Annotated in this window: 20 protein-coding genes; 3 read left to right on the top strand and 17 right to left on the bottom strand. The window is 61.0% G+C overall.

Annotation, left to right across the window (positions count from 1 at the left end):
* Positions 1-23: 23 nt before the first annotated feature.
* The 7 genes from CR152_RS01115 to CR152_RS01085 form a co-directional block, all read right to left on the bottom strand.
* Entirely contained in the window at positions 24-578 is a 555-nt protein-coding gene (locus CR152_RS01115) for a GNAT family N-acetyltransferase (RefSeq protein WP_099873034.1), read from the bottom strand.
* Positions 579-580: 2 nt separating this feature from the next.
* Positions 581-1,708 (bottom strand): acyl-CoA dehydrogenase family protein, encoded by a 1,128-nt coding sequence (locus tag CR152_RS01110; RefSeq protein WP_099873032.1) that lies wholly within the window; start codon positions 1,706-1,708, stop codon positions 581-583.
* Between the two features lie 19 nt (positions 1,709-1,727).
* Complete coding sequence (locus CR152_RS01105; protein WP_099873030.1) at positions 1,728-2,396, bottom strand: SDR family oxidoreductase; 669 nt, start codon at positions 2,394-2,396, stop codon at positions 1,728-1,730.
* Positions 2,397-2,563: 167 nt separating this feature from the next.
* On the bottom strand, positions 2,564-3,763 hold the full coding sequence (locus CR152_RS01100) for an acetyl-CoA C-acyltransferase (RefSeq protein ID WP_099873028.1): 1,200 nt from the start codon (positions 3,761-3,763) through the stop codon (positions 2,564-2,566).
* Positions 3,756-5,582, bottom strand: a complete 1,827-nt coding sequence (gene aceK, locus CR152_RS01095; RefSeq protein ID WP_099873025.1) for a bifunctional isocitrate dehydrogenase kinase/phosphatase — start codon at positions 5,580-5,582, stop codon at positions 3,756-3,758. The genes CR152_RS01100 and aceK overlap by 8 nt, the downstream gene beginning before the upstream one ends.
* A gap of 210 nt (positions 5,583-5,792) precedes the next feature.
* A complete protein-coding gene (locus CR152_RS01090; protein ID WP_099873023.1) occupies positions 5,793-6,977 on the bottom strand; it encodes an isovaleryl-CoA dehydrogenase in 1,185 nt (394 codons plus the stop codon).
* Positions 6,978-7,080: 103 nt separating this feature from the next.
* The gene (locus tag CR152_RS01085; RefSeq protein WP_099881878.1) at positions 7,081-7,473 is read right to left on the bottom strand and encodes a MerR family transcriptional regulator; all 393 of its coding nucleotides are present in this window, start codon (positions 7,471-7,473) and stop codon (positions 7,081-7,083) included.
* 501 nt (positions 7,474-7,974) lie between these two features.
* Here CR152_RS01085 and CR152_RS01080 point away from each other — a divergent pair.
* On the top strand, positions 7,975-8,382 hold the full coding sequence (locus tag CR152_RS01080) for a hypothetical protein (RefSeq protein ID WP_099873021.1): 408 nt from the start codon (positions 7,975-7,977) through the stop codon (positions 8,380-8,382).
* Positions 8,383-8,717: 335 nt separating this feature from the next.
* On the top strand, positions 8,718-8,888 hold the full coding sequence (locus CR152_RS33555) for a hypothetical protein (RefSeq protein WP_167086010.1): 171 nt from the start codon (positions 8,718-8,720) through the stop codon (positions 8,886-8,888).
* 60 nt (positions 8,889-8,948) lie between these two features.
* On the opposite strand, the gene CR152_RS01075 is transcribed toward CR152_RS33555, so the two are convergent.
* The 4 genes from CR152_RS01075 to CR152_RS01060 all read right to left on the bottom strand — a co-directional run bounded on the left by CR152_RS01075 (position 8,949) and on the right by CR152_RS01060 (position 12,810).
* Positions 8,949-9,557, bottom strand: coding sequence for a UbiX family flavin prenyltransferase (locus CR152_RS01075; protein WP_099873019.1), 609 nt, complete (start codon positions 9,555-9,557; stop codon positions 8,949-8,951).
* Positions 9,550-9,861, bottom strand: coding sequence for a Grx4 family monothiol glutaredoxin (gene grxD, locus CR152_RS01070; RefSeq protein WP_099873017.1), 312 nt, complete (start codon positions 9,859-9,861; stop codon positions 9,550-9,552). The genes CR152_RS01075 and grxD overlap by 8 nt, the downstream gene beginning before the upstream one ends.
* Positions 9,862-9,959: 98 nt before the next feature.
* Entirely contained in the window at positions 9,960-10,451 is a 492-nt protein-coding gene (locus tag CR152_RS01065) for a GNAT family N-acetyltransferase (RefSeq protein ID WP_099873015.1), read from the bottom strand.
* 7 nt (positions 10,452-10,458) lie between these two features.
* Positions 10,459-12,810 (bottom strand): Tex family protein, encoded by a 2,352-nt coding sequence (locus CR152_RS01060; RefSeq protein WP_099873013.1) that lies wholly within the window; start codon positions 12,808-12,810, stop codon positions 10,459-10,461.
* 175 nt (positions 12,811-12,985) lie between these two features.
* Here CR152_RS01060 and CR152_RS01055 point away from each other — a divergent pair, with 175 nt between their 5' ends.
* Entirely contained in the window at positions 12,986-13,990 is a 1,005-nt protein-coding gene (locus CR152_RS01055; protein ID WP_099873011.1) for a serine hydrolase domain-containing protein, read from the top strand.
* Between the two features lie 221 nt (positions 13,991-14,211).
* Here CR152_RS01055 and CR152_RS32605 read toward each other — a convergent pair whose 3' ends face one another.
* The 6 genes from CR152_RS32605 to CR152_RS01030 form a co-directional block, all read right to left on the bottom strand.
* Entirely contained in the window at positions 14,212-14,454 is a 243-nt protein-coding gene (locus CR152_RS32605; RefSeq protein ID WP_157778272.1) for a hypothetical protein, read from the bottom strand.
* A gap of 106 nt (positions 14,455-14,560) precedes the next feature.
* Positions 14,561-15,031, bottom strand: a complete 471-nt coding sequence (locus CR152_RS01050; RefSeq protein WP_099873009.1) for a hypothetical protein — start codon at positions 15,029-15,031, stop codon at positions 14,561-14,563.
* Between the two features lie 64 nt (positions 15,032-15,095).
* The gene (locus CR152_RS01045; protein ID WP_099873007.1) at positions 15,096-15,371 is read right to left on the bottom strand and encodes a hypothetical protein; all 276 of its coding nucleotides are present in this window, start codon (positions 15,369-15,371) and stop codon (positions 15,096-15,098) included.
* The gene (locus CR152_RS01040; RefSeq protein ID WP_157778271.1) at positions 15,365-15,661 is read right to left on the bottom strand and encodes a hypothetical protein; all 297 of its coding nucleotides are present in this window, start codon (positions 15,659-15,661) and stop codon (positions 15,365-15,367) included. The genes CR152_RS01045 and CR152_RS01040 overlap by 7 nt, the downstream gene beginning before the upstream one ends.
* Positions 15,662-15,772: 111 nt before the next feature.
* Positions 15,773-16,333, bottom strand: a complete 561-nt coding sequence (locus CR152_RS01035; protein WP_208640047.1) for a YegJ family protein — start codon at positions 16,331-16,333, stop codon at positions 15,773-15,775.
* A 60-nt stretch (positions 16,334-16,393) separates the two neighbouring features.
* On the bottom strand, positions 16,394-16,678 hold the full coding sequence (locus tag CR152_RS01030; RefSeq protein ID WP_099873001.1) for a hypothetical protein: 285 nt from the start codon (positions 16,676-16,678) through the stop codon (positions 16,394-16,396).
* Positions 16,679-16,774 lie beyond the last annotated feature (96 nt).

The raw sequence follows: 16,774 nt of genomic DNA, 5'->3' as shown, positions 1-16,774 counted from the left end.
GTGGGTTCGAACCACCAAGCGTATCAGAGCTTGCCCACCTTGCGCGACATAAAAGTGTAGGCCAGCGCCTCGCCGTCGATGCGGAACATGTCGGCGATTTCGCCGGTCTGCACGAAACCGCAGCGCACATACAGCTCGCGCGCCGGCACGTTGACCGACAAAACCTCCAGGTCGATCCAGTCGAGCCCCGCCTCGCTGGCGGCCCAGGTGGCCGCCACGCCGATCAGACGCGCCCCCAGGCCCTGTTTGCGGGCGTCGCGGTGCACGCCCATGCCGAGCAGCGCGCGATGCGCGCAAGCCCCTTCAGGACGCGCACGCAGGTCGATGTGGCCGGCGATGCCGCCCTGCGCATCGAACGCCAGCCACAGGCGCCGCCACCCGGGCTGCCCGAGGGCGGTCCCGGTGGCGCTGCGAAAGGCGTGTTCGCGCTCGGGCCCAAAGCGCGACGCGGCGCGCGCCATCGGCATGAACAGCGCCGTGGCGCCGCTGCCGTTGTCGCGCAGGTGGTCGTTCAGGTAGGCGAAGAAGGTGTCCAGGTCCTCGCTGGCCGCGGCCCGGATGATCGCTTCGCCCGCCATGCTTACAGCGCCCGCGCGATCAGGATTTTCTGGATGTCGCTGGTGCCTTCGTAGATCTGGCACACGCGCACGTCGCGGTAGATGCGTTCGACCGGGAAGTCGCTCACGTAGCCGTAGCCGCCGTGCACCTGGATCGCATCCGAGCAGACCCGTTCTGCCATTTCGGAGGCGAACAGCTTGGCCATCGCGGCTTCCTTCAGGCACGGCAGGCCGGCATCCTTCATCGACGCGGCGTGGCGGATCAGCTGGCGCGCGGCCTCGATCTGCGTGGCCATATCGGACAGTTTGAACTGCACCGACTGGTGCTCGAAAATGGGTTTGCCGAAGCTTTCGCGCTCGCGCGCATACACCAGCGCCGCCTCGAACGCGGCGCGCGCCATGCCGACCGCCTGCGAAGCGATGCCGATGCGTCCACCCTCAAGACCCGACAGCGCGATCTTGTAGCCCTGGCCTTCTTCGCCAATCAGGTTGGCGGCCGGGATGCGGCAGTTCTCGAACAGGATCTGCGCGGTGTCCGACGAATGCTGGCCCATCTTCTGTTCCAGCCCGGCCACGATGTAGCCTGGGGTCGCCGTCGGCACCCAGAAGGCGCTGATGCCCTTCTTGCCGGCTGCCTTGTCGGTGACCGCCATGACGATCACCACGTCGGCGTATTTGCCGCTGGTGATGAACTGCTTGGTGCCGTTCAAAACGTACTCGTCGCCGTCGCGCGTGGCGGTGGTGTGCAGAGCGGAGGCGTCGCTGCCGGTATGCGGCTCGGTCAGCGCGAACGCGCCCAGCATCTTGCCTTGCGCGAGGGGCCGCAGCCACTGCTCTTTTTGCGCGTCGTTCGCATACATCATGGCGATGCTGCACACCGGGCAGTTGTTGACCGAGATGATGGTCGAGGTGCCGCCGTCGCCGGCCGCGATTTCTTCGAGCACCAGCGCCAGCGAGACGTAATCGAGGCCGGCGCCGCCCAGTTCTTCGGGCACGGCCACGCCGAAGGCGCCCAGCGCGGCCAGTTCTTTCAGTTCTTCCTTGGGAAAGTAGTGCTCCTTGTCCCAGCGCGCGGCGTTGGGCGCAAGGCGCTCCTGCGAAAAGGCGCGCAGGGCGTCGCGGATCATCTGGTGTTCTTCGGTCAGTATCATAGGTTTCGCTAGGTTGGGCTTACCAGGGAATTGGCGTGCCGTCGTAATTGAGGAAGGCGCCATTGGCGCTGGCATCGATGCCGGCCAGGGTGGCGCGCAGGCCGGCCGCGCTTTGTTCGGACGTAATGTCGGCGCCGGCGCCGCCCATGTCGGTCTGGACCCAGCCGGGATGGAAGGCCACGCAGGTCGCGCCCTTGGGGCCGAAGCGGATGCTGGTGTCGACCAGCACCGAATTTAAGGCCGCCTTGCTGGCGCGGTACAAGGTGCCGGAGGCGCTGCTGCGTGCGCCCATCGATCCCATGCGCGAGGAGATCACGGCCAGCTTGCCGCGCGCATCGGCCACCATGGGCGCGATCACGGGCAGCAGGCGCAGGGCGGCGAGCACGTTGGTGTGCATGACGGTGTCGAAGTCGGACTGGGTGGGAAAGCCGTCGTGGCGCGGGCCGTATACGCCGGCGTTGAGGACCGCGGCGTCGAGCAGTTCGCCGTCCAGGTTCCAGCCCAGCGCGGCGATGGAGTCGGCGCTGGTGACATCGAGCTGGTACGGATGCACGCCCATGGCGCCGAGGGCGGTGCAATCTTCGCTTTTGCGGGCGGTGGCGATCACGCGCCAGCCGTCGGCCAGGTACTGGCGCACCAGTTCGCGGCCGATGCCGCGCGAGGCGCCGATGATGAGTGCTGTTGGCATTGAGTCTCTTGGTTGGGAATCGCGTATACGCAAGCCTGCCGCTCACCCCGATCCGTCGTCCCCGCGGCGGCGGGGACCCAAGTTCGTGCAGAAGCCACTGGATAAGCGACCAACTTGGGTCCCCGCCTGCGCGGGGACGACGGCTCCCAGAGGCGAGCCGCTGCAGACTACATCATCTCGAACGCCATCGCCGTCGCTTCGCCGCCGCCGATGCACAGCGAGGCCACGCCGCGCTTGCCGCCGGTTTTCTTCAGGGCGCCGAGCAGGGTGACGATGATGCGCGCGCCGGATGCGCCGATCGGGTGGCCCAGTGCACAGGCGCCGCCGTGGATGTTGACCTTGTCGTGCGGGATGTCGAGTTCGTGCATCGCCGCCATCGGCACTGCCGCAAATGCTTCGTTGATCTCGTACAGGTCCACTTCCGATGGCTTCCAGCCGGTCTTGGCGAACAGTTTTTGCAGCGCGCCGATGGGGGCCGTGGTGAACAGGTTCGGTTCCTGCGCGAAGGTGGAATGGCCGACGATGCGGGCGATCGGGGTCAGGCCCAGTTCACGCGCCTTCGATTCGCGCATCAGCACCAGTGCGGCGGCGCCGTCGTTGATCGACGACGACGAGGCGGCGGTGATGGTGCCATCCTTTTTAAAGGCGGGCTTCAAGGCCGGGATCTTATCCAGCTTGGCCTTGGCCGGGCCTTCATCCTTGTCGATCACGCTGTCGCCGGCGCGGGTAGTGACCGTGACAGGCGCGATTTCCCACTTGAAGTAGCCTTCGTTGTTGGCTTCCTGCGCGCGCTTGACCGAGGCGATCGCGAACGCATCCTGCGCTTCGCGGGTGAAGGAATACTTGGCCACGCATTCTTCGGCAAAGGTGCCCATGGAACGGCCTTCGCCGGTCTTCTCGTTGCGCGAGTACGCGTCTTCCAGGCCGTCGTACATCATGTGGTCGAACATCATGCCGTGGCCGATGCGGTAGCCGCCGCGCGCCTTGGGAATCAGGTAGGGCGCGTTGGTCATCGATTCCATGCCGCCGGCGACGACGATGTCGGCGCTGCCCGCGAGCAGGGAGTCATGCGCGAAGATGGCCGCCTGCATGGCCGAGCCGCACATTTTGGACAGCGTCACCGCACCGCTTGATAACGGCAAGCCGCCCTTGATGGCCGCCTGGCGCGCCGGGGCCTGGCCCTGGCCCGCCATCAGGCAGTTGCCGAAGTAGACGTGTTCGACCAGCTTGGCGTCGACGCCGGAACGCTCGACGGCCGCGGCGATCGCCACGGCGCCCAGGTCGCTGGCGGACTTGGAGGAAAAATCGCCCTGAAACGCGCCCATGGGTGTGCGGGCGGCGCCGACGATAACGACTGGATCATTCATTGTGTAAGTTCTCCAAATAAGATGGGGTATAGACCGCCGGGTTGTCGGCGGACGTCTGGTTACAGAACCGGATCTGCTGCGGATACGGAAACACGTCTTCGATATGGCCGTCCATGATGCGCTGCTTGCGCGACTGCCAGAAATCCTTGGTCAACAGATCGGCGTGGTGCTTCATGAAATACAGGCGGATTTTCGCGTTGCCCAGCAAAAATGCGCCGAACTGCTCGGGGAAAACATCGTGCTTGCCGATCGAATACCACGGCTCGGCCGACATTTCATCTTCTTCGTTGCGCGGTTCCGGGATAGTGCGGAAATTGCAGTCGGTGATGTATTCGATTTCGTCGTAATCGTAGAACACGACCCGCCCGTGGCGGGTGACGCCGAAGTTTTTGTACAGCATGTCGCCGGGGAAGATATTCGCGGCCACCAGTTCCTTGATGGCATTGCCGTATTCGATCACGCCGTGTTCGATCAACTCGTCGTTGCCGGCCACTTCCGCTTTGTTCAGGAACATGTTCAGCGGCACCATGCGCCGTTCGATGTACAGGTGGCGGATGATGATGCGGTCGCCTTCGTACTCGACCAGCGACGGTGCGTGATGCATCAGCTCGGCGATCAGCTCTTCCGAAAAGCGTTCCAGCGGAAACGCGACGTTCGAGTATTCTAGGGTATCGGCCATGCGGCCCACGCGGTCGTGGTTCTTGACCAGCAGGTATTTTTCCTTGATCTGGGCGCGCGTGGTTTCCTTGGGCGCGGGGAAGAAATCCTTGATGACCTTGAACACATACGGGAACGAGGGCAGCGCGAACACCAGCATCACCAGGCCCTTGATGCCGGGCGCGATCTCGAAGCGGTCGGCGGTGTGTTTCAGGTGCTGCAGGTAATCGCGGTAGAACAGCGTCTTGCCCTGCTTTTGCAGGCCGAGGATGGTGTAGATCTCGCTTCTCGGTTTGCGCGGCAGCAGGCTGCGCAGGAACTGCACGTAGGCCGACGGCACTTCCATGTCCACCAGGAAGTAGGCGCGCGTGAACGAAAACAGGATGGTGATCTGTTCGTGGTCGAACAGCACCGTGTCGAGGATCAGCTCGCCGTGGCGGTTGTGCAGGATCGGCACGATGAAGGGATATTCGCGGTTGCCGTTGATGCCCTTGCCGACGATGTAGGCGCCCTTGTTGCGGAAAAACAGGCTCGACAGCACCTGGATCTGGTGGTTCGGTTCCAGCGCTTCGCTGCCGAAGATCAGCTTGAGGCGGCCTTCGACCAGCGCGATGTCGCGGTCGAGGTTGGCGAACTTGCAGTTGAGCTGGAAATTCGTGACGATGCGCTTGAGCGCGAAGCGCAAGCCATCCTTGGCCGGGTAGTACACGCGGTAGGTCGGCAGCAGCTCGTCGGTTTCGATGTACTCGGTGGACACCACCGGGCGCACGAAGATGAAATCGTTGTGGAAATAGGTGCGGTGCAGGATGTTGCAGCAGACCGAGTTGAAAAAGGTTTCCGCCAGTTCGGGCTGCTTGTGGCCGGAGAGCATGCCGATGTAGTGCAGCTTGAGTTCGCGCCAGACTTCATCGGTCAGTTCGCCGTTATCGTATTCGTCTTCGAGCACTTGCACGCATTCCTGCACGCGCTGGTCGTAGAAACCGATGCGCTCGCGCGCCGCCTGCTGGGCCACGGCCCAGGAACCGGTTTCAAAATGGCGCTTGGCGACCTGGCTGGTCTGGCGGAACAGGCGGTAGTGCTTGTCGAAACCGTCGAGGATGGTGCGGGCGATGTCGAAAGCAATCTGCGAAGACAGCAGCTTGGGGAACGCAACTTGGGTCATCTGGCTTCTCGATCAGTCTTTTGTGGGAAGACTATTCTATACGCAGCAAGCTCGTCGTCCCCGCGCCAAGGCGGCACTCGGCGGGAACCCAAGTTTGTCGGGCAGCCACGGCTACGGCGTGTACTTGGGTTCCCGCCGAGGGCCGCCTTGGCGCGGGAACGACGGTTTTTAGTCTAGTGGGCTTATTCACTCTGCGGAATGGCAGCAGACTTACTTCGTCTCGGCAAACAACTCCCGCCCGATCAGCATGCGGCGGATTTCGCTGGTGCCTGCGCCGATTTCGTAGAGCTTCGCATCGCGCCACAGACGTCCGACCGGATACTCGTTGATATAACCATTGCCGCCCAGCGTCTGGATCGCTTCGCCCGCCATCCAGGTCGCCTTCTCGGCGCTGTACAGGATCGCGCCGGCGGCATCCTTGCGCAGGTTGCGGATCGCTTCCGGCGTCTTGGCGCGGTCGCAGGCCTGGCCCACGGCGTACACATACGCCTTGCACGCCATCATGGTCGAGTACATATCGGCCAGTTTGCCCTGCATGAGCTGGAATTCGCCGATCGGCTGGCCGAATTGCTTGCGGTCGTGCACGTACGGCACTACCGCATCCATGCAGGCCGCCATGATGCCCAGCGGACCGCCAGACAGTACGGTGCGCTCGAAATCGAGGCCCGACATGAGCACGTTGACGCCCTTGCCCAGGCCGCCCAGCACGTTTTCGGCCGGCACTTCGCAATCCTGGAACACCAGTTCGCCCGTGTGCGAGCCGCGCATGCCCAGCTTGTCGAGCTTTTGCGCGATCGAGAAACCCTTGTAGCCTTTTTCGATGATGAAGGCCGTCATGCCGCGCGGGCCGGCTTCCAGGTCGTTCTTGGCGTACACCACCATCACGTCGGCGTCGGGGCCGTTGGTGATCCACATCTTGGTGCCGTTGAGCACCCAGCGGTCGCCCTTGAAGTCGGCGCGCAGCTTCATGCTGACCACGTCGGAACCGGCGTTCGGCTCGGACATGGCCAAGGCGCCAATGTACTCGCCGGAAATGAGCTTCGGCAGGTACTTCATCTTCTGTTCTTCGGTGCCGTTGCGCTTGATCTGGTTGACGCACAGATTCGAGTGGGCGCCGTACGACAGGCCGACCGAGGCCGACGCGCGCGAGATTTCTTCCATCGCCACGATGTGGGCCAGGTAGCCCATCTGGGCGCCGCCGTACTGCTCGTCGACGGTGATGCCGAGCACGCCCAGGTCGCCCATCTTGCGCCACAGGTCCATCGGGAACTGGTCGCTGCGGTCGATTTCCGCCGCGCGGGGAGCGATCTCTACCGCGGCGAATTGTTGAACTGCTTCGCGCAGCGCGGCGATGTCTTCGCCATGGTCAAAGGTCAAGCCTGGAAGATGCAGCATTGTGTCGTCCTCGCGGGGGTCGGAATGGGAAGAGTTCATCATACGCATGTTTGACGTTAACGTAAACGTCAAGCAGTCGCGCTTTTTGCATTGCCTCTGTTATTCAGGCGTTGGCCGTGGTTTCGGCAAGCATGCGGCGGCATTCTTCTTCATGGGCGGCAATTTCGGCCAGGGCCATGTCGATATCCTCGCGCTGGCGCTCCAGCGTTTCGCGCTGGTGCGCCAGCACGCCGAGGAAGCGGTTCATCTGGGCCGCGGTATCCTTGGGCGACTCGTACATGTCGACGATGCTCTTGATTTCCGACAGGGTCAGGCCGAGGCGTTTGCCGCGCAGGGTCAGCTTGAGATGGGTGCGGTCGCGCGCCGTGTAGACCCGGTTGCGTCCGCCCACGCCTTCGCGGCTTGGGCGCAGCAAGCCCTGGTCTTCGTAGAAGCGGATGGCGCGCGCGGTAATGTCGAATTCGCGCGCCAGTTCGGCGATGGTATAAGTACGCATGGACATCAGTGGCTCATAACTAATAAGAAGCGGGGGTGGGAGGAGACGGGGCGAAAATTGCCTGCGGTAACTTCCGTTTACGTCAACGTCAACCTATTGTAGCGTGCCTGTCCCTATCCTGAATGCGAAAGATGGCGGGCGCATGGTCGCCAGCCGGAGCCCATGGCGTTCGCCCCCGGCGTTCGCCCGCGGCCGCCTTTCCGCCCGATTTGTATACCGGACTCATGTGCAGGCATCTGATCCAGCACAAACCGGGTCATCGTGCGCCGGGGCGGCTGGGTGGGGCCGATCTACACTGGTTTTTTCGACCAGGTGACCTTTCCCGCCGCACCGGACCGCGCAAATGATTGTTTATGAATCAAGGTTTTGTTTCACACATCAAGCCCGTGCGATGCGTGTACAATGCCTGTCAAATTGTTACATCCGGGAAGCAACTTGTCACAATTGGTCTCAACCGTGAAGAGACTGACTTTCATGCCGTTGCGTGAAATAGTGCCACCCATGAATTCATCCAACGAACGGGAAAGCTTTAGTGAACGCCTGCAGCAGGCACTAAAGAACGCCCATTACTCACCCGACAGTCCCACACGCTTGGCGCGGGAATTTAACATTCGCTTCGATGGACGGCCGATTACGGTGCACGCCGCCCGCAAATGGCTGGTAGGAGAGGCTATTCCCACGCAAGAGAAGCTGCGCATGATCGCGCAATGGCTCGGCGTGCCCGCGGAATGGTTGCGCTTTGGCGGCGACGAAAATGCCACGGCCAACGGCGATGGCGCGGGTGGTTTATCCCGTTTTGAATCGGCCGATGTGAAATTGATCGCTGATTTACAGCGTCTGGACGAGCATCATCGTCAAATTGCGCGAGAATTCATCCGCATGCTGGTTCGCATTAATTACCAAAAGTAGCTATTTGGCACGTATATCGGCTTTTTCAGCGTTGGCATAAATAGTTTTCTTGCCATGCCGAGGCGCCCAAACCGGGGCGGCGGTTTCTCCACGGGCGTCCTTTGCGCCGCATCAATCCCATATCCCGACCTCGTCCACTGCAAATTCGACGGGGCTTTATGATTTGTCATGTCGACGCCATAAAATTCATGCACAATGGTCAGACCACGGGTAAAGTTTCCCGGCGGAATGCATTTATATTGTGCCGCCCAAAACCGGCATAGTGGCTCATAATCACAACAGCACTTGTACTCTTGTCATCCCGTTACGCACCAAGCCGAGGATTCCGCCGTCTTATGAAAAGTAACTACAGCAACACCGCCCAGCTCAAGGACCTGATGACCGTTCCCCCGATGACTGCAGCGCAGCACGCGGAAGTCATGCGCAAGCGCATCCAGCATCGCCGCATGGTCGAGGAAGCAAAAGAATTGAAAAAGGCCGACAGCTGGCAGTTCGACAAGCGCTGAGCGCCTGCCGCGCGTAGCAAGGCAGTGCCGGCGCCAGGCTGGCGCGGCTGCCTGTACGCCTCAGGTGTCCGGCTGAGCGTCGGATGCGGCTTTCATGCCGGCCCAGCGCGGCGCCAGCGTGTGCGCCACGCCGAACAGGTCCATGACCCGTCCCACCGTATGATCGACCATGGCGTCGATGCTTTCCGGCTTGTGATAAAAGCTCGGCAGCGGCGGGAAGATCACTCCCCCCATTTCCGTTACCGCCGTCATATTGCGCAGGTGCGCCAGGTTGAACGGGGTTTCACGCACCATCAGCACCAGCCGGCGGCGCTCCTTGAGTACCACGTCGGCCGCGCGCGCGATCAGGTTGTCGGACAGGCCCAGGGCCACGGCGGCCAGGGTTTTCATCGAACAGGGGGCGATCACCATGCCGTCGGACTGGAACGAGCCGCTGGCGATCGACGCGCCCACATCGCGGTTCTTGTGGACGACATGGGCCAGCGCCTCGACCTCGCGGCGCTGCATGCCCAGTTCCTGATGCAGGGTCAGGACGGCGGCGTCGGAGACGATCAGGTGCGTTTCGATGCCTTGTGTGGCGGCCAGTTGCTGGACCAGGCGCACGCCATACACGGCGCCGGTGGCGCCGGTGATGGCGACAACCAGGCGCCGCGCAGGAGAATCAGGCATCGAGCAGGGCTTTGAGTTCGCCGGACTCGAACATTTCGTTCATGATGTCGGAACCGCCGATGAATTCGCCCTTGACGTAGAGCTGGGGAATGGTCGGCCAGTTCGAGAAGTCCTTGATACCCTGGCGCACTTCCGGATCTTCCAGCACGTTGACGGTGGCGATGTTCTCGACGCCGCAGGCTTTCAGGATCTGGATGGCACGGCCGGAAAAGCCGCATTGTGGAAACTGCGCGGTTCCCTTCATGAACAGCACCACGGGGGTGGCGGTTACGGTTTCTTTGATCCAGGTTTTTACGTCGCTCATGGCTTGCCTCGGTGGGAAATAGGTTAGATGCCGCCATTTTATAAGAAAACGGCGGGGGGTGGACGTTTGGGGCCCGGCGGCGTTGGGAGTAGGGGGTTCTAGCTACTTTGAAGGAGAGGCGAAAAGGCAGCGTCATCGTCCCTCAGCAATTTGCCCAGGCAAACCGCATCATCGCGCCCGACGTATTTACCGTAGTTGGGAATGATGCCGTAACCGTGCTTTGCGTAGAACGCCACCGCGCGCGTATTGACCTTGCGCGTTTCCAGCCACAGCTGATGGTAGCCGAACCCCCGCGCCGCCTGCTCCACGTGCGCCAGCAAAGCCGCGCCGACACCGTTGGCACCGGGGCGCGCGAACATGCGCTTGACTTCTCCGACGTCGCCGTCGAGCGGGCGCAGTGCCGCGCAGCCGAGCAATTCCCCACCCTCGCCGCGCGCCACCACGAACAGCGAGCGCGCCACCCGCGCATCATCGGCCGAGAACGAGGCCTTGCCGCTGTCGCCCGTGATGGCCGCCAGCGCCGCCGACAGCTCCTCGATCAGCGTGCGGGCATCAAGGCTGTCCGGATCGCAGGCGGCGATGGCGATCATGGATGGCTTATCCACGCAGCTTGGCGAACGCCGCCGCCATGCTGCCGCCGGCCGGCGCCGGCGCGCGGTCCTGCTTCTGCTGGTGCTGCGCCAGGCGCTTGCCGTCGGTGCGGTCGCCGCGCTGCTCCGGCTTGGAGCCGGGCTGCGGCGCGCTGTCGGTCAGGCGCATGGTCAGGGCGATGCGCTTGCGCTTCTCGTCCACTTCCAGCACCTTCACGCGCACCACCTGGCCCGCCTTGACCACCGTATGCGGATCCTTCACAAAGGTGTTCGACAGCGCCGAAATGTGCACCAGTCCATCCTGGTGCACGCCGATGTCGACAAACGCGCCGAAGGCGGCCACGTTGGTCACCACGCCCTCGAGAATCATGTCCGGACGCAGGTCGCGGATCTCTTCCACGCCTTCCTTGAAGGTGGCGGTGGTGAACTCGGGGCGTGGATCGCGTCCCGGCTTTTCCAGCTCCTTGAGGATGTCGGTAATGGTCGGCACGCCGAATTTGTCATCCGCGTACCTGGCCGGGTTGAGCGTCTTGAGCAGGGAGGCGTCGCCGATGACGGCCTTCATCTCTTTCTTGATATCGGCCAGGATTTTCTCCACCAGCGGATACGATTCCGGGTGCACCGCCGAGGCGTCGAGCGGATTGGCGCCGCCCATCACCCGCAGGAAGCCCGCCGCCTGCTCGAACGTCTTCTCGCCCAGGCGCGGCACCGCTTTCAGGTCCGCGCGCGAGGTGAAGGCGCCTTTCAGGTCGCGGTAAGTGACGATTGCCTGCGCCACGCTGGAGGACAGGCCCGACACGCGCGCCAGCAGCGGCGCCGAGGCGGTGTTGACGTCCACCCCGACCGCGTTCACGCAATCTTCGACGACGGCATCGAGCGAGCGCGCCAACTGGGTCTGGCTGACGTCGTGCTGGTACTGGCCCACACCGATCGATTTCGGATCGATCTTCACCAGTTCGGCCAGCGGGTCTTGCAGGCGGCGCGCGATCGACACCGCGCCGCGCAGCGACACGTCCATGTCGGGCAGCTCGCGCGAAGCGAATTCGGACGCCGAGTAGACCGAGGCGCCGGCTTCCGACACGACGATCTTGGTCAGCTTGAGTTCCGCGCGCTGCTTGATCAGGTCTTGCGCCAGCTTGTCGGTTTCGCGCGAGGCGGTGCCGTTGCCGATCGAGATCAAGGACACATTGTGTTTCGCGGCCAGCGCGCCGAGGACGTGCAGCGAGCCGTCCCAGTCGTTGCGCGGCTGGTGCGGGTAGATGACGGCGGTGTCGACCACCTTGCCGGTGGCGTCGACCACGGCCACCTTGACGCCGGTGCGCAGGCCCGGGTCCAGGCCCATGGTGGCGCGCGGGCCGGCCGGCGCGGCCAGCAGCAGCGCTTTCAGGTTCAGGGCGAAGACGTTGATGGCATCGAGTTCGGCGCGTTCGCGCAGGGCGCCCATCAACTCCGTTTCAAGGTGCATGAAGCTCTTCACGCGCCAGGTCCAGCGGGCCGTGTCGGCCAGCCATTTGTCGGCCGGGCGGCCCTGGTTCTTGATGCCGAAGCGCGCGGCGATGCGGCCTTCGCACGGGTTGTGCGGCGCGTCCCACTTCGGTTTTTCGGCTTCGGTGTCCAGGCGCAGAACCACGTCGAGGATGCCTTCGCGGCGGCCGCGCAAGAGTGCCAGCGCGCGGTGCGAGGGCACGGTGGAAATGGTCTCGGAGTAGTCGAAATAATCGGCGAATTTTTCGCCTTCATCCTGCTTGCCTTCGACGACCTTCGATTCGACGATGCCGTGTTCCTGCACGTATTCGCGCAGCGACTGCAGCAAGGTCGCGTCTTCGGCGAAGCGTTCCATCAGGATCTGGCGCGCGCCGTCCAGCGCGGCCTTGGTGTCGGCCACGCCGGGGTTGTTGCCGTCGTCGCTGGTGAAGGCTTCGCGCAGGTATTTGGCGGCTTCTTCTTCCGGCGCGATGGTCGGGTCGCCCAGCAGATTGTCGGCCAGGGGCGCCAGGCCCGCTTCGATCGCGATCTGCGCCTTGGTGCGGCGTTTTTGCTTGTAGGGCAGGTAGAGGTCTTCCAGCCGGGTCTTGTCTTCGGCGTGGGTGACGGCGTCGAGCAGGGCCGGCGTCATCTTGTTCTGTTCGGTGATGGACGAGATGATCGCGGCGCGCCGGTCTTCCAGCTCGCGCAGGTAGCGCAGGCGTTCTTCCAGCAGGCGCAACTGGATATCGTCCAGCCCGCCGGTCGCTTCCTTGCGGTAGCGCGCGATGAAGGGAACGGTGGCGCCCTCGTCCAGCAGGGCAATGGCGGCGGCAACCTGTACAGGCTTGGCGGCAAGTTCTATGGCGAGACGTTGTTCGATAGTTGGGAGCATGGGTGAACATCCTGGTGAGTCAAGCACGGAATGATACGCAATCGCGGCGAATGCGCCAGTCTTGACAGTGCTCGAACGGTGTGCAGGGCGGCCGCTGGTGTGGCCGCTGGTTTAGCTGATTGATAGTGCGCAGTGTACAGTGCCTTTCTTGCCCCGTTTAATAGCGTAAATAACGATGGAAAAATTGCGTCAGTATTTTCTCGAACTTCAATCGACATTACCTGCCGATGGGCCGGGTTTCAGTGCGGTCGTGCTGCAGGAAAATGCGGTGGTATGCGAGCTGCATCACGGCTTGGCTTCGCTGGAATTGGAGGTGCCGCTGTCGGGAAAGTCGGCCTATTATCTGGCGTCGGAATCGAAGCAATTTACGGCGGCCTGCGTGCTGGCGCTGGTGCGCGCCGGGCGGATTGGGCTCGATGACGATGTGTGCCTGCATCTGCCGGAACTGGCGCGGATGGAGCAGGCGTTTCCGCTGCGCTCGCTTCTCAATCACACCAGCGGCATTCCCGATTATTTTCAGTTTTTGGAGTGCCAGCTTGGCCGGCACGAGGCCGATTATTTTAACAATGCGCTGATTCTGAAAATGATTGCCTGTGTCGATACGGTCGCTTTTCCTGCCGGGACCGCGTACGGTTACAGCAACAGCAATTACATCCTGCTTGCGGCCTTGATCGAGCGCTTGAGTGGCTTGTCCGCGGCACGTTTTGCGCGAGAGACGCTGTTCGAGCCACTGGGTATCGAGCGCATGGTTTTTGACGACGACCGCAGCAATGTGATTGCGCAGCGCGTGTTCAGTTACGAGGCCGATGCGGCGCGGCCGCGCGGATACAAACAGCATCTCGGCAATGCCAATACGGTGGGCGATGGCGGCATGTATGCCAGCACCGATGAACTGGTGCTATGGGAGCGCGAATGGCATCGCCAGTGGGGCGATCGCGGGAGTATTTTGCATGCGATGCTGCAGCCATCGCCAATGGCGGATGGAACGGTGCTGCCCTACCGTTTCGGGCTGGAGGTGATTGAGAGCAACGGCATTGATGTGGTTTTCCACAGCGGCGCCTTGTGGGGCTTCAATACGCTGCTGATGCGGGTGCCGGCGCTGCGTTTGTCGGTAATCTGTCTGGCCAACTGCGACAGCGCGGAACCGGACATGGAGTGCTTGCTGGCGGCGCTGGCGTGAGGTTCCGAACTTGCCGACGGATCGATCTCCGACAGGGCCTATACTCTATTGGCTGCCTCATCAGGCTCGCTGGTATCGGTGCGCCGGGCCTCCCACCATGCAGGCAGATGTGGATTCAGATATTTCCATCCTGCTCCGTGGTAGGAAGGCTGCCTCATATGAATGCCAACAAGTACGATTGCGCAAATGATCGAGAGCGCCGATGCAGGATACCAACCTGGTCAGTGCCAGATAATGGTCGTACCTGCCACAATCAAGAGAAATGCGGCCCAGATCAGCTCAAGCTTGCGAGGAAGACGGAACACGTTGCAAAAAGCGAAAAAGTGTCCGACGACGAGTGCGATTGGCAAACCTAATCCAGTGTCAATTCGCATGCCCACAACCGAACCACAGACGCCAAGAATAATGACGATGACATCCGTGAATGAAATTCGGAAACCCGGCTTAAATAGATGGTTTTTCATTTTTTTAGCATAGGGATGCGAGTCTCCGAGCGCAAACGGCAGCGCCGCCCAATCGCGGATTTTCTGTCCACCGCTGTCAACGTATCGGCACCAGGTGCAAGGCAAATCAATGACGAGGAAGTACCGAGAAATCGAAGCCTCGGAATGTAATTTCCACCCACATTTCCCTGTCAAATTCAATGAAGTGGCGGAAAATTCCGGCTTCCAGCATGCAGAATTCATGAACCAGCAGGTCCGCCGGCTGAAGGGGCCTTTGGCTGGGCTGTAAAGACGAATTCATGCCCAGCACATCGGTGTACACCAGATTGATGACTGATTCATGGGATGAGTGCAGCAGCCTGAGGTTGACCGTCGATGATCCTTGCGCAGTGCCCGCATACTCTTTTTCCACGTTCAGCGATTCCAGCCACGCATCATGGAGGGTGACATCAGAGTTGAGCGCATAGCGGTCCGGCTCCATGGAAAACAAGGCAAGCGCGGGCGGCATGTCCTGCTGGATGGTGCCCAGATAGGCGAAATATCTATCGAAGCATGTCGCGCCGTCGTGGCGTTGATAAATATATTTGAACTGGTTCATAGATGTCACGCTTTGCAAAAATCGGGATGGGGCTCAAGGCCAAATGCTGTTGAAGCGCTCGCCTCTATGGATCGGTACTGACGCCATTTGGCACTGCCTGACGAGCCGTCGCCGTGTTCGGGCGATCGATTCTGAATTGCGTCTCATCCTTCAACATGAAAACCGTGGTTTTCAGAGCATTGCCGTTGCGGTCTTTTACGCTATACACGTAAGTGAAATATTGGTGAAGGCTGCCCTCGTAGTGCGCCGTGGGTGCGGATTCGTCGACGATGGCGTGAAGCACTTGCTTCAACTCGGGTTTCAAATACCAGATATTGTGTTTATCAGGATTTTTTAACATGGCATTGACTGCGTTAAGCGCGTCACGTTTGCCCTTGGACACCCGTTGTCGTCCTCCGCACAATAAACCAAGAGCGCCGTCGTGCACACGATGAACAGGCAAAGGGAGCCGAACTTGCGTTGATAGCACAGGGCAATTGCACGGATGAGAAGGGTGACCATGCTTCCCGCAGCCAGCAGCACCCCGATCTGGGGCACTGGAATAATTCCCAACAGTATGGAATAGCCGCCAGACCACGCGACATTCATGTCGATGATGAGGAAGCCGGCGATGAAGACAGCCGGGCTCATCGCCCCCGCTTGTTTCACTTGGCGTATGAATAGATCAACTATGCGCATCGGTCAAACCTGCCGGCCGGAGCAGAAAGCCTGTCCGATTAAACTGAGCAGCAAGAAATCAGATCAGCACTCGAAACCATGCTGCTCACGGTACTGCTTGACCACATTCGCAGGCATCGTGTTGAACAAGGCGCAGACGGTAAAGCTGCCCTTTTGCTTGCCGTTCTGAACGTAACCCCAATCCGAAATATCGGCGCGCTTGAAGGTGATTTCTTCGCCGTTTTCGACGCTTTCGACGATTTGGGGATCATTGGCAATCGTGCCGGTGAAGCCGGTTTTGGTCTGCTCGAACGGCATGACCCACATATGCTCGATGCCATTTTCGTCGGTGATTTTTACCTTGAGCCGGAACATGCCCGCGCCTGCGGGCGGCTTGGCGGACGTGGCGAGAAAGGTATCGAGCGACGCTTGTGCCTTGGTGATCGCAGCGGCCATTGCTGGATTTTCATCCCGGGCCATGACCATACGGTCGCCGACTTGAGCATTGGCAGTGGCGGTAAGAAGCAGCAGGGTGAGAACGGCGGTCAGTTTCATGATTTTTCGGGAAAGGGGGGCGAGCGTCGCAACGAAAGAAAGCAGCTCGAATGTTGCAATTTTATTCATGTAGTGAATAAGTTGCAACATCTATATTCTCAACATTTGGTATGGGACGCCAAAACTAAAGGCGTACCTGCAACCCGTCGGCTAAGCAGGCTTGCCGAGCTCAACACTTACTCTCCACGCGACTTCACCTTCCGTTAAATTGAAATATCGGATAAGAATGCTCTCAGCAAATGTCGCATCGATATCAGCGTCCACGTAAAGCGCAGTCAATCCAAGTGGGTTATTTCCGTGCTTGATGACCAAAACAGGCCCCAACTCATCAATATTCAGTCTCGCGCCTTCAAACCAGTCCAAGTCATCCCTGCCTCCCGAGACAGTAATGCCGAACTTGCTGACCAGGTTTTTTGGCGCTAATTCTGTCGCCATGACGGGTTTGCAGTCTCCGCTGGGCCAATATAAAGTCTCATTCACGCTTTAACGTCTAAAAGTAAGGAGTGGAGAAAAAGTGACGGGCATGAGGTC

Source organism: Massilia violaceinigra (assembly GCF_002752675.1).
Classification (GTDB): domain Bacteria; phylum Pseudomonadota; class Gammaproteobacteria; order Burkholderiales; family Burkholderiaceae_D; genus Telluria_A; species Telluria_A violaceinigra.
This window is presented reverse-complemented; position numbering and strand designations above follow the sequence as displayed.

Excerpts from the sequence above, each read along its gene's own strand:
- CR152_RS01115 (WP_099873034.1), bottom strand. The coding sequence starts at position 578 with ATGGCGGGCGAAGCGATCATCCGGGCCGCGGCCAGCGAGGACCTGGAC.
- CR152_RS01110 (WP_099873032.1), bottom strand. The coding sequence starts at position 1,708 with ATGATACTGACCGAAGAACACCAGATGATCCGCGACGCCCTGCGCGCC.
- CR152_RS01105 (WP_099873030.1), bottom strand. The coding sequence starts at position 2,396 with ATGCCAACAGCACTCATCATCGGCGCCTCGCGCGGCATCGGCCGCGAA.
- CR152_RS01100 (WP_099873028.1), bottom strand. The coding sequence starts at position 3,763 with ATGAATGATCCAGTCGTTATCGTCGGCGCCGCCCGCACACCCATGGGC.
- aceK (WP_099873025.1), bottom strand. The coding sequence starts at position 5,582 with ATGACCCAAGTTGCGTTCCCCAAGCTGCTGTCTTCGCAGATTGCTTTC.
- CR152_RS01090 (WP_099873023.1), bottom strand. The coding sequence starts at position 6,977 with ATGCTGCATCTTCCAGGCTTGACCTTTGACCATGGCGAAGACATCGCC.
- CR152_RS01085 (WP_099881878.1), bottom strand. The coding sequence starts at position 7,473 with ATGCGTACTTATACCATCGCCGAACTGGCGCGCGAATTCGACATTACC.
- CR152_RS01080 (WP_099873021.1), top strand. The coding sequence starts at position 7,975 with ATGAATTCATCCAACGAACGGGAAAGCTTTAGTGAACGCCTGCAGCAG.
- CR152_RS33555 (WP_167086010.1), top strand. The coding sequence starts at position 8,718 with ATGAAAAGTAACTACAGCAACACCGCCCAGCTCAAGGACCTGATGACC.
- CR152_RS01075 (WP_099873019.1), bottom strand. The coding sequence starts at position 9,557 with ATGCCTGATTCTCCTGCGCGGCGCCTGGTTGTCGCCATCACCGGCGCC.
- grxD (WP_099873017.1), bottom strand. The coding sequence starts at position 9,861 with ATGAGCGACGTAAAAACCTGGATCAAAGAAACCGTAACCGCCACCCCC.
- CR152_RS01065 (WP_099873015.1), bottom strand. The coding sequence starts at position 10,451 with ATGATCGCCATCGCCGCCTGCGATCCGGACAGCCTTGATGCCCGCACG.
- CR152_RS01060 (WP_099873013.1), bottom strand. The coding sequence starts at position 12,810 with ATGCTCCCAACTATCGAACAACGTCTCGCCATAGAACTTGCCGCCAAG.
- CR152_RS01055 (WP_099873011.1), top strand. The coding sequence starts at position 12,986 with ATGGAAAAATTGCGTCAGTATTTTCTCGAACTTCAATCGACATTACCT.
- CR152_RS32605 (WP_157778272.1), bottom strand. The coding sequence starts at position 14,454 with ATGAAAAACCATCTATTTAAGCCGGGTTTCCGAATTTCATTCACGGAT.
- CR152_RS01050 (WP_099873009.1), bottom strand. The coding sequence starts at position 15,031 with ATGAACCAGTTCAAATATATTTATCAACGCCACGACGGCGCGACATGC.
- CR152_RS01045 (WP_099873007.1), bottom strand. The coding sequence starts at position 15,371 with ATGTTAAAAAATCCTGATAAACACAATATCTGGTATTTGAAACCCGAG.
- CR152_RS01040 (WP_157778271.1), bottom strand. The coding sequence starts at position 15,661 with ATGAGCCCGGCTGTCTTCATCGCCGGCTTCCTCATCATCGACATGAAT.
- CR152_RS01035 (WP_208640047.1), bottom strand. The coding sequence starts at position 16,333 with ATGTTGCAACTTATTCACTACATGAATAAAATTGCAACATTCGAGCTG.
- CR152_RS01030 (WP_099873001.1), bottom strand. The coding sequence starts at position 16,678 with ATGGCGACAGAATTAGCGCCAAAAAACCTGGTCAGCAAGTTCGGCATT.